The sequence below is a fragment of the Streptomyces pristinaespiralis genome (assembly GCF_001278075.1).
Classification (GTDB): Bacteria; Actinomycetota; Actinomycetes; order Streptomycetales; family Streptomycetaceae; genus Streptomyces; species Streptomyces pristinaespiralis.
Window position 1 is genome coordinate 8,226,746 of record NZ_CP011340.1, and the last position, 11,115, is coordinate 8,237,860.

General features: G+C 72.5%; 10 protein-coding genes. 8 read left to right on the plus strand and 2 right to left on the minus strand.

The annotated features are described in order from the left end of the window. Positions 1–3: 3 nt before the first annotated feature. Positions 4–1,212 (minus strand): serine hydrolase domain-containing protein, encoded by a 1,209-nt coding sequence (locus SPRI_RS35205; RefSeq protein WP_053556630.1) that lies wholly within the window; start codon positions 1,210–1,212, stop codon positions 4–6. A gap of 149 nt (positions 1,213–1,361) precedes the next feature. Here SPRI_RS35205 and SPRI_RS35210 point away from each other — a divergent pair, with 149 nt between their 5' ends. The 8 genes from SPRI_RS35210 (at position 1,362) to SPRI_RS35245 (ending at position 8,884) form a co-directional block, all read left to right on the plus strand. Then, positions 1,362–2,765, plus strand: coding sequence for an NDP-hexose 2,3-dehydratase family protein (locus SPRI_RS35210; RefSeq protein ID WP_005321711.1), 1,404 nt, complete (start codon positions 1,362–1,364; stop codon positions 2,763–2,765). Between the two features lie 140 nt (positions 2,766–2,905). Then, entirely contained in the window at positions 2,906–3,178 is a 273-nt protein-coding gene (locus tag SPRI_RS35215; RefSeq protein ID WP_005321714.1) for an acyl carrier protein, read from the plus strand. Then, positions 3,175–4,122, plus strand: coding sequence for a biosynthesis cluster domain-containing protein (locus SPRI_RS35220; RefSeq protein ID WP_005321717.1), 948 nt, complete (start codon positions 3,175–3,177; stop codon positions 4,120–4,122). The genes SPRI_RS35215 and SPRI_RS35220 overlap by 4 nt, the downstream gene beginning before the upstream one ends. Then, positions 4,119–4,382 (plus strand): acyl carrier protein, encoded by a 264-nt coding sequence (locus SPRI_RS35225; RefSeq protein WP_037775592.1) that lies wholly within the window; start codon positions 4,119–4,121, stop codon positions 4,380–4,382. The genes SPRI_RS35220 and SPRI_RS35225 overlap by 4 nt, the downstream gene beginning before the upstream one ends. Beyond that, positions 4,379–5,626 (plus strand): hydroxymethylglutaryl-CoA synthase family protein, encoded by a 1,248-nt coding sequence (locus tag SPRI_RS35230; protein ID WP_005321723.1) that lies wholly within the window; start codon positions 4,379–4,381, stop codon positions 5,624–5,626. Before SPRI_RS35225 ends, SPRI_RS35230 begins: the two co-directional genes overlap by 4 nt. Continuing rightward, positions 5,617–6,375 (plus strand): enoyl-CoA hydratase/isomerase family protein, encoded by a 759-nt coding sequence (locus SPRI_RS35235; protein ID WP_005321725.1) that lies wholly within the window; start codon positions 5,617–5,619, stop codon positions 6,373–6,375. Before SPRI_RS35230 ends, SPRI_RS35235 begins: the two co-directional genes overlap by 10 nt. Next, complete coding sequence (locus SPRI_RS35240; RefSeq protein WP_050791652.1) at positions 6,372–7,160, plus strand: polyketide synthase; 789 nt, start codon at positions 6,372–6,374, stop codon at positions 7,158–7,160. The genes SPRI_RS35235 and SPRI_RS35240 overlap by 4 nt, the downstream gene beginning before the upstream one ends. Further along, positions 7,157–8,884 (plus strand): polyketide synthase, encoded by a 1,728-nt coding sequence (locus SPRI_RS35245; protein ID WP_053556629.1) that lies wholly within the window; start codon positions 7,157–7,159, stop codon positions 8,882–8,884. Before SPRI_RS35240 ends, SPRI_RS35245 begins: the two co-directional genes overlap by 4 nt. A 76-nt stretch (positions 8,885–8,960) precedes the next feature. Here the strand turns inward: SPRI_RS35245 and SPRI_RS35250 are convergent, their stop codons facing one another. Continuing rightward, positions 8,961–10,163, minus strand: coding sequence for a hypothetical protein (locus tag SPRI_RS35250; RefSeq protein ID WP_050791653.1), 1,203 nt, complete (start codon positions 10,161–10,163; stop codon positions 8,961–8,963). Positions 10,164–11,115 lie beyond the last annotated feature (952 nt).

Genomic DNA, 11,115 nt, shown 5'->3' on the forward strand with positions numbered 1-11,115 from the left:
CGCTCAGCAGGCGGCGGCGCTGCGGTGCACGGCCTCCGCGACGCGCCGGGCCCGCGGATCGAGCCGGTCGACGACGTGCGAACCGCCGCCCGGAACATAGGCGAAGGCGAGCTGCCGGCCGGGGACGGCGCACGCGAACGAGCCGGTCGCGCCGGCCAGACCGAAGGAGCCCAGCGGCCCGGCGGACGCCGGGTAGAGCGGCCCGTCCGGCAGCATCATGCCCAGGCCCCAGTTGGTGTCCATCAGCATGGTGCGGCACCGGCCCGAGGAGTGCTCCCGGCGGATCTCGTCGACCAGCGCCGGCCCCGCCAGACGCACCCCGTCCACCTCGCCGATCAGCGCGGCGAAGTAGCGGGCCAGCGACCCGGCGTCGGCCACCCCGTCGTAGGAGGCGTTCTCCAGCCGCACCCGCTTGGCGTCGTCACCGGTGTCGGCGTCGAAGGACATGCTGCCGATCGTCGCCCGGAAGGTCAGCGACGACGGGTCGCCGAGCGCCGCGAGCAGCTCCGTCACCTGGCCGGCCGCACCGCCGTCCATCAGGACCTCGGCCTTGGACGGCACCATCGTCGCCAGCCGCGGCAGCCGGTCCTCGGGCAGGCCGATGAAGCACTCGAGGCCCAGCGGCCCGGCGATCTCCTCCGCGAAGAACCGGCCCACCGTCGAGCCGGTGACCCGCCGCACCACCTCACTGACCATGTGGCCGAAGGTCATGGCGTGATAGCCGTGCGCGGTGCCCGGCGCCCACTCGGGGCGGGCCGCGGCGAGCGCCTCGACGACCGGCCGGCCGGTGCGCAGCTTCTCGTAGGTGATCGGGTCCGAGTCCAGCGCCACCACACCGGTGCGCTGCGCCAGCAGCATCCGCAGGGTGACCGACTCCTTGCCGGCCGCCGCGAACTCGGGCCAGTAGCGGGCGATCGGGGCGTCCAGTTCCAGGACGCCGCGCTCGATCAGCACGAACAGCGCACCGGCCGCCACGGACTTGGTGGGGGAGGCGAGCACGGCCAGGGTGTCCCGCTCCCAGGGCCGGCCGGCGGCCTCGTCGGCGAACCCGCCCCACAGGTTCACCACTTCACGGCCGCGCAGATACACGCTCACCCCCGCCCCGGTCTGCGTGCCGTCGCGGAAGTTCCCCGCGAAAGCACGCGCCACTTCCTCGAAACCGGGCGCGCATTCCCCACGCACCGTCACGGTCTCCTCGACTTCGGTTGTCACCGGATCAACTCCTTGCGCCGCATATCCACTTCGAGACTCGACATTCTCAATTCCCGGGCTCGAACCCGGCTCGAACTTCTCTTGCGAATCGGCCGCGATCGCCGGCCCTTCGGCACATTTTTGGAAGAGACCCAACGGGAGGCCCCCAGATGTTCTCCGACACAACAGAATTCCACCGCTGGTTCGAGCAGCGGTGCGCCGCGAACGCCTACAAGGTCGCCCAGGTCCCCCTCGACCGCCTCGACGGCTGGTCGATGGAGGCGGACTCCGGGAACCTGGTGCACCGCAGCGGACGGTTCTTCTCCGTCCAGGGCCTCGAGGTCACCGACTCGGGACGGGCCGTGGAAGCCTGGCAGCAGCCGATCATCGTTCAGCCGGAACACGGAATTCTCGGAATCCTGGTGAAGGAGTTCGACGGAGTTCCGCACTGCCTTCTCCAGGCGAAGATGGAACCGGGAAATGTGAATCTCGTCCAGTTGTCGCCGACCGTGCAGGCCACGAAGAGCAACTACATGCGTGTGCACGGCGGGCGGCCCGTTCCCTATCTCGAGCACTTCGTCGCCCCGCGCGGCGGCGAGGTCCTCTTCGACGCCCTCCAGTCGGAGCAGGCGTCCTGGTTCCTCGCCAAACGCAACCGCAACATGATCGTGCGCACCGACGCCGACATCCCCGTCCTGGACGACTTCTGCTGGCTCAGCTTCGACCAGATCGCCGAACTCCTGCAGAGCGACGACCTGGTGAACATGGACACCCGCACCGTCCTGTCCGGCGCCGTCGCCCTGCGCCGCCCCGCCGTGGGCCGCGGCGCCCACCCCGACGACGACACCTTCGACGGCGCCCTCGTACGGTCCTGGCAGCAGGACGGCCGCTCCCTGCACAACACCGTCGAACTGCTGAGCTGGTTCACCGAGGCCAAGGGCCGCTGCACGCTGAGCCGCCGCCTCGTGCCCCTGGCCGGCCTCGCGGACTGGTCGCGGCGCGACGGCATCGTCGCCCACGCCGAGGACCGCCACTTCACCGTCCTCGGCGTGGGGGTCGAGGCCTCCAACCGCGAGGTGACCGGCTGGTCGCAGCCCATGTTCGCGCCCCGCAGCCAGGGAGTCATCGCCTTCCTCGCCAAACGCGTCGAAGGGGTGCTGCACCTGCTGGTGCAGGCCCGGATCGAGACCGGGGCGCTGGACCGCATCGAGATGGCGCCCACCGTCCAGTGCCAGCCCGCCGACTACCTCACCGACCGCGCCGGCGGCCCCGACCCGGCCGGCCGGCCCCCGTACCTGGACACCGTGCTCACCGCCGGGCGGGAGCAGATCCGGTTCGACGCCGTGCAGTCCGAGGAGGGCGGCCGCTTCTACCACGCCCGGAGCCGCTACCTGCTGGTCGAGGTCGCCGACGACTTCCCCCTGGAAGCACCCGCCGGATTCGCCTGGATGACGGTCCGCCAGCTCATCGGGTTCGTGCGGTACGGCAGCCACCTCAACGTCGAGGCACGCAGCCTGCTGACCCTGCTCGGCTTCCTGCCCGCGGCGGTCCGCGAACCGCAGGCCGTCGCGTGAACCGCCCCACCGCGACCGCCCCTCCACGTCTCGAGGACGGCTCCAGCGGTCCCCGAGACGCCCTTCCTAGCGTCACACCGATTGCTCGCACGGCCGGTCGAGCGGGCCGGGCGAGCCGAACAGGCTGAGGAGAGAAGCGAATGACCACCCTGGTGAGTGCCGACTCGATCCGCGACGAACTGCGGACACACCTGGCCGCGATCCTCTACTGCGAGATCGAGGAGATCGACGACGACGCCACCTTCGCCGAGCTGGGACTCGACTCCGTCCTGGGCGTGGAGCTGGTGTCCCTCCTCAACACCAAGTACGGCCTCGAGGAGATGCTCGACACGGTCTACGCCCACCCCACGGTCAACCAGCTCAGCACCTATGTGAGCAGCCAGGTCGCGGCCCTGGGGGCGACCGCAAAGTGAGCCCGACCGACCTGATCGACAAACCGGCGCCCGCCGACACGTCCCTGCTGACCCGCCGCGTCACGGTGGCCCCGGGCATGTGCGGCGCCGGCTCCCTGTTCTTCGGGCAGCTCGGGGACTGGACGTGGGAGGCCGTCAAAGCCGCCACCGGCACCAACGTGTACGCCGCCCGCAGCGCCGACGGCCACCCCACGTACCTCTCCTTCTACTACTTCCGCGTCCGCGGCAGCCGGCACATCCAGCCCTACGGCATCGCCTTCGGCGACGAGTTCGACGTCACCTCACGCGTCTTCGACCTCGGACCGCAGTCCGTGATGACCCTGCACCGCCTCTCCCGCCCCGGCACCCCGGCGACCGGCCTGGACCCGCGGGCCTTCCACGAGGAGCAGCGCGAGGACTGCCTGTACGTCGAGAACTACAACCGCTGGATCTCCCGCTCCCACCCGGACAGCAACGAGGGCCTGGTGGAGGCGTCCCCGGCCGGCCACCGGCACGAGCACCTGCCCCCGCTGCCCGCCGAGCACTCGCCCCGCGGGATCTGCGGCCGCGCCCGCAAGGCGGGCACCTTCCACCCCGGAGGCATCCCGGGCCGCACCGCGTCCGCGCCGTACACCACCACCTACACCCTGGACCGGGTACGCGACCTCAACGGCGCCGGGCTCATGTACTTCGCCTCCTACTTCGCCATCGTCGACACCGCCCTGCTGCGCCAGTGGCGCGCCCTGGGCCGCGACCCGCGCGGCTTCAGCCGCCGCACCGTCGTCGACCACCGGATCGGCTACTTCGGCAACGCCGACGCCGACGCCGAACTCACCCTCACCGTGCGGCTGTGGCACAGCGACACCGTGGCCGGCGACGAGATCGCCGACGTCGCCGTCACCGAGGCCGCGACCGGACGGCTGCTCGCCGTCTGCTCGATCCAGCAGCTCCTGGAGGACTCATGACCGCCCCCGCCGCCACCGACGAAGCCACCGTCCGGCGCGTCCTCGCGGAGGTCGTCGCCGAGATCCTGCCCGACGTACCCGCCGAGGAGATCACCGACGGGCGGAGCCTGAAGGACCTCGGCGCCGACTCCGTCGACCGCGTCGAGATCATCACCACCCTCACCCACCGGCTCGGCAGCCGCGAGCGGGTCTCCACCTTCGCCGACATCCCCGACATCGGCGGCCTCGTCGCCCATCTCGCCACCGGCGGCCCGCGATGAGCACCGCCCGTATCGGCGTCGAGGCACTGAACGTCCACGCCGGTGTCGCCAAGATCTCCGCCCGCGCCCTCTTCGACGCCCGCGGCCTCGACCCGGACCGCTTCGACAACCTCATGATGGACGAGCGGTCCGTCCAGCTCCCCTGGGAGGACCCGGTCACCGGCGCCGTCAACGCCGCCAAACCCCTCGTCGACGCCCTCAGCGACGACGACCGGGACTCCATCGAACTCCTCGTCACCTCCAGCGAGTCCGGCCTCGACTACAGCAAGTCCCTCGCCTCCCACGTCCACCGACACCTCGGCCTGTCCCGGCAGTGCCGCTACATGGAGGTCAAGCAGGCCTGCTACGGGGCGACCGGCGCCCTCCAGCTCGCCGCCGGCTACCTGAGGTCCGGCCTGCGGCCCGGCGCCAAGGCACTGATCATCGCCACCGACGTCAACCCCATGGACGAGTACGCCAAATACGCCGAGCCCACCACCGGCCACGGCGCCGTGGCGCTCCTCGTCGGCGACAGCCCCGGCATTCTCGCCCTGACCCCCGGCGCCTACGGCCTCAACAGCTTCGAAGTCATGGACACCGCCCGGCCCGCCCCGGACTACGACCTGTACAACCCCGACCTGTCGCTGCTCGCCTACCTCGAGTGCCTCTCCGACAGCTTCCGCGCCTACACCGCCAACGTCCCGGGCACCGACTTCGCCGACTCCTTCGACCACGTCGTCATGCACACCCCGTTCGGCGGCATGGTCAGAGCCGCGCACCGCAAGCTGATGCGCGAATTCGCACCCCGCGCCCCCAAGGCGATCGCCGAGGACTTCGAGCGGCGCGTCGCCCCCTCCCTGCGCTACGGCCGGGTCGTCGGCAACCTGTGCTCCGGCGCCATCTGGCTCGCCCTCGCCTCCCTGATCGACCACCAGAGCGCCGAACGCGTCGAAGGCGCCCGGCTCGGCATGTACTCCTACGGATCCGGCTGCGCCTCCGAGTTCTTCGGCGCGACCGTCGCCCCCGGCGCCAAGGCGACCCTCGGCAAGGCACGCATCGCGGAACGCCTCGCCCTGCGGCGCGAGCTGACCTTCGCCGAGTACGAGCAGATGCTGCCCGTCACCCGCCGCATCCTGGTGCCCAAGGCCCACCGCGACGTCGACGACTCGCTCCAGGAGACCTTCCTCGCGCCCTTCCGCGACCACGGCAAGCAACTGGTGCTGGCCGGCGTCGAGAACTACATCAGGCGGTACGAGTGGCGCTGACAGCCCCCGCCCCGCTGCGCGTGGACACCGGCCGCCCGCCCCTGGTCCGCGCCACCCTCGACACGCCCGCCACCCGCAACCGCCTCGACGACGACATGCTCACGGCCCTCACCGGCGCCCTCACCGCCGCCGAAGCGGCCGAGGGCGCCGAGGTGTTCGTCCTCGACGCCACCGGCGACAGCTTCTGCTCGGGCATCGCCCTCGGCGAGGCCGACCGCGACGGCTGGCGGCCGCGCCTGACCGCCGTGCACCACCTGCTGCAACGCCTGGCCGACTCGCCCCTGGTCACCGTCGCCGTCGTCGACGGCGCCGCCACCGGAGGAGGCGTCGGCCTCGCCGCCGCCTGCGACCACGTCATCGCCGGCCCCCGCGCGAGCTTCCGCATGACCGAGGTCCTCCTCGGCCTCGTACCCGCCGTGATCCTGCCCGTCGTCGCCGAACGCACCGGCCGCCACCGCGCCTTCTCCCTCGCACTCGGCGCCCAGCACGTCAGCGCCGAACAGGCCGCCGACATCGGCCTCGCCGACCAGCGCACCGACGACTGCCGCCAGGAACTGCGGCTGCTGCTGCGGCGCCTGCGGGCCGCCGACCACGGAGCCGTACGCGCACTCAAGCGCTACCGCCGTGAACTGTTCCCCGCCCCCGAAGGCCACGCCGACCGCGCGCTGCGCGCCGTCGCCGAACGCCTTGCCGACCAGCGGGTCCACGAGCGGCTGAACACCCTTCACCGGCAAGGACTGATACCGTGACCGCTCTTTCCTACGGGCCCGTCCAGCTGCACACCGAGGCGCCCGTCGCCACCGTCCGGATGTGCGACGAGGCGGGCCACAACCGGTTCACCCCCGAGCTGCGCGCCGGCCTCATCGCCGCCCTGCAACGGGCCGGCGACGACCGGGACGTCCGGGCCGTCGTCCTGGAAGGCGCACCCGGCGTCTTCAGCGCCGGAGGCGCCACCGAACGCATGCTCGGCACCCACGAGCAGCGCGTCGTCGAACTCTGGGAAATGATGCAGGCCATCGCCGCCTGCCCGGTGCCGGTCGTGGCCGCCGCCCAGGGACACGCACTCGGCGGCGGACTGCTGCTCGCCCTCTACTGCGACATCGCCGTCCTCAGCGAACGCTCCCGCTACGCGATGAACTTCCTCACCTTCGGCTTCACCCCCATCCTCGGCGCCTCCCACGTCGTGCCGGCGGCGTTCGGCCGCGCGCTGGGCACCGAGATGATGTACACCAGCCGCACCTACACCGGCCGCGAACTGCGCGAACGCGGCGCCGGCACCAGGATCTGCGCCCACGACACCGTCCCGGCGGAGGCCCACCGCATCGCCCTGCAGAGCGCCCAGGCACCACGCGGCGCGCTGGCGATGATGAAGTCCCAGCTCGTACGGACCCTCCTCACCGACGCCCGGGCCGCCCTCGAACGGGAGATCCCCGACCACGAGGCCACCATCACCGGCGACGAGGCACGCCGCCGCATCCGGGGCCTGCACGGCCAGCGCATCACCCGCGCCGGACAGCCGGAGGCCGCCGCGTGACAACCGCCCACGGCACCGACGCCGCACCCGTCGCCGTCATCGGCATGTCCTGCCGGACCGCCGGCGCAGAGACCCTGACCGAATTCTGGGACGTCGTCTCCCGCGGCGAACGGCACCTGCACGACGTGCCCGCCGGACGCTGGTACGGACTCGACGAGCAGGTCGCCGCCGCCAACACCCCCCGCGCGTTCCTCCTCGACTCCATCGACGGCTTCGACGCCCGCTTCTTCGGCATCGCCCACCGCATGGCCGCCTTCATGGACCCCCAGCACCGGCTCATGCTCGAACTGGCCTGGCACGCCGTGGAGAACGCCGGCCTGGACCCGCAGACACTCACCGGCGAACCCGTCGCCGTCTTCGCCGGCGCCTTCATGTCCGACTACGCCGAACGCATGACCGCACGCGGCCGACGCTCCGACGGCGCCGCGTTCCCCGGCACCATGATGGCCTTCCTCGCCAACCGCGTCTCCTACCAGTTCGGCTGGACCGGCCCCAGCATGGTCATCGACTCCGCCTGCTCCGCCGGGCTGTCCGCCCTCGGCTTCGCCGTCCAGGGCCTGCGCGCGGGCGACTACCCCATGGCACTGGTCGGCTCACCCAACCTGTTCAGCGCCGGCTACTACACCACCAACGCCTACCTCGGCGGCGCCCTGTCACCCACCGGCGACTCGGTGCCCTTCAGCGCCGCCCGCAACGGCTACCTGCGCGGCGAGGGCGGCGCCTGCCTGCTCCTCAAACCCCTCGACGCCGCCCTCGCCGACGGCGACCCCGTGCACGCCGTCATCCGCTCCGTCGGCAGCGCCCACAACGGCCGCGGCGGCGGACTGACCGGCACCGACCAGGACTCCCAGACCGCCCTCGTCCGGCAGACCCTCGCCAAGGCCGGGCTCACCCCCCGCGACCTCGGCCACCTCGAGGCCCACGGCACCGGCACCCGCGGCGGCGACGCCACCGAGATCGCCGCCCTGGCCCACCTCGTCGACGGGCCCGCCGCCGGGCCCGACGGCCGGCTGTGGGTCGGCTCCGTCAAGGCCAACATCGGCCACCTCGAAGCCGCCGCCGGACTCATCGGAGTCGTCAAGACGATCCTCGCCCTGCGCGCCGGCACCATCCCGAGGATCGCCGGCCTCGACGAGGCCGACGGCAAACTCCCCGTCGGCGACGCGCCCCTCGGCCTCCCCGTCGAGAACGTGCCCTGGCCCGCGGGAAGCACCCCGCGCATCGGCGCCGTCAACGCCTTCGGACTCGGCGGCTCCATGTCCCACGCGGTCGTCGAAGAAGCCCCCCGCCCCCCGCGGCCGGCCACAGCCGCCCCCGCCGCCGGCCCAGCCGGCCGCCCGCACGTCGTACCGCTGTCCGCCGGCAGCGAGGAGGCCGTCGCCCTGCTGGCCCGCCGCCTGCTGCACCAGCTCGACGGCCCCCACGCACCCGAACTCGCCTCCCTCGCCCACACGCTGCAGTACGGCCGGCGCGCCATGAAACACCGACGCGCCCTCGTCGTGTCCGACACCGCCGCCCTGCGCACCGCCCTGCGGTCCGTCGCCGACGGCGCCGACCTGCCGCCCGCCCAGGACCCGCTCGCCCGCGCATGGGCCGACGGCGCCACCCCCGACTGGGACGTGCTGTGGAAGGAACACGACCGCCCCGCCCGCGCCCACCTGCCCGGCACCCCGTACCAGCGCCGCTCCTACTGGTTCGACGACGAGCCCCCGCCCGCGCTCTGAGACCCGCCGGAGCACACGGACGGGGCCGCCTCCCTGGTGGAGGCGGCCCCGTCCGCGTACGGCGCTGTCGTCGCTCTCAGTCCTTGTCGGCGGTCAGACCCTCGCCCCAGTCGACGGCGGACATCTCCTCGTAGCTCATCTGCTGCCGCGGGATCCACGACGCGCTCGCACCCTCCGCGTTGACGCCCTTCTCGAAGATCGCCAGGCTCGGGTAGAAGTGCGCACCGGTCAGCGTCAGATCCGTCTCGGACGCCGTCGTGCCCTCCGGGAGCTCACGCTCCTCGTGGTTGAGGCCGTCCAGCAGCGCCTTGAGGAAACCCATGCTGGTGGCCGGCGAGTTCAGCTCCTTCGAACTGCCGCCGTAGCCGGGCCAGTACGACGTCTGCAGATCCTCCGCCGCGTACAGGCCGCCCGGCCTGACGTACGGGAACAGCGCCTTGAACGCGGCGATGAGGTCGGCGTTGCCGTGGCTGGCGTCGTCGATGACGATGTCGAACGGGCCCAGGTCACGTCCCAGCGACTCCAGGAACTCCGGATTCGACAGATCACCCTCCACGGTGTGGATGCGCTGCTCACGCAGCGGCGCCTTGTCGAAGACGTCGACACCGTAGACGACCGAACGGGGAAAGTAGCGCTTCCACATGCGCAGCGAACCACCGCCGGAGGCGGGATTGCCGTAACCGCCGATCCCCAGCTCCAGGATCTTCAGCGGCCGGTCGCGCAGCGGCCCGAAATGCCGGTCGTAGTGCGGCGTGTAGAAGTGCAGCCCCCACTTGTCGGAGCCGTTGCGCAGCGACAGCTCGCCCAGGTCCTCGTGCCGGCCGGTGGTGCCGCGCACCAGACGCCTGACGACCGGGAAGACGTGCATGGTGCCGCCGAGGCGCTCCACGTTCTCCAGGTCGTGCCACACGATCCGCAGCGTCTGCGCCTCCACGCCGCGCCACGGCCCCAGCACCGAGCGCAGCAGCTCGGCCAGATCCGACTCGAGCGTGGCGTGCGGCGCGTCGACGCGGCCCGCCTCGTGCTCGGCGCTCTTGCCCACGCGCACGACGTGATGGACCGTGCCACCGTCGAAGGCGAGCGCGAGCTGGATGTCGACCCCGGCGGTGCCCGGCCCGGGGATCTCGTGCAGATCCGCCCGGTTCACCAGCTCGTCGGCGAGGATCGCCGCGGTGCGCTCGGCGCCGACCGCGCGGATCGCGGCGTCGATCTGCTCGGTGCCGCCCTCGGCGGCCAGAATCAGCTTCAGGATGTCGTCGTGTGCCCGTTGAATCGTCATCACAAAGCCGAACCCTCGCGGCTCCTGCTGGAGCCCCGCTGGACACCCTCTCGCGCGCGCCCCGTCACGGGCCCTGCCCCCGAACCGGGCCACCACGCCACAACCCCCGGCGGGGCTCGAACTCGCCGATGCGGTCGGGGCCTGCGCCTCAATCGCCGGCGGGGCTTGAACTTGCCGGTCCGGTCGGGCTTCGCCCCGGGGTCTGCGCCCCAGTCGCCGGCAGGGCTCGAGCTTGCCCGTCTGGTCGGGGGTCTGCGCCTCTGCCACCGGCGGGGCTTGAGCTCGCCCGTCCTGCCGGTGTCTGCGCCTCCGCTCGTGGCGGGGCTTGAGCTTGCTGGTCCAGTCGGGCCTCACCCCCGAACCCGGGCCTCCACGCCTCGGCCGCCGGCGGGCTTGAGCTTGCCGGTCGCGGTCGGGGCCTCGCCCCGGGGCCTGCGCCTCAGCCGCCGGCGGGGCTTGAGCTTGCCGGTCCGGTCGGGCTTCGCCCTGGGGGCTGCGCCTCAGCCGCCGGTGGGGCTTGATCTTGCCCGTCCGGTCGGGGCCTGCGCCTGCGCCTCAGCCGCCGGCGGGCTTGAGCTTGCCGGTCCGGTCGGGCTTCACTCCGGGGGTCTGCGCCTCAATCGCCGGCGGGGCTCGAACTCGCCCGTCCTGCCGGGGCCTTCGTCTGCGTCTCAGCCGCTGGCGGGGCTTGAGCTTGCCGGTCCGGTCGGGCTTCGCCCTGGGGGCTGCGCCCCAGTCGCCGGCGGGGCTCGAACTCGCCTGTCCTGCCGGGGCCTGCGCCTGCGCCAAGGCCGCCGGCGGGGCTTGAGCTTGACCGTCCGGTCGGGGCCTCGCCATTCGGGTCCGGTACGGCCCGGCGTGCGTGGCCGTGGGGCCCGTCCCGGAACCGGGCTGCGGCCGAGCCTGGTTCGGCCCGGCTCGGCCGGGGAGCCCGTCCCGAACCGGGTCGGCC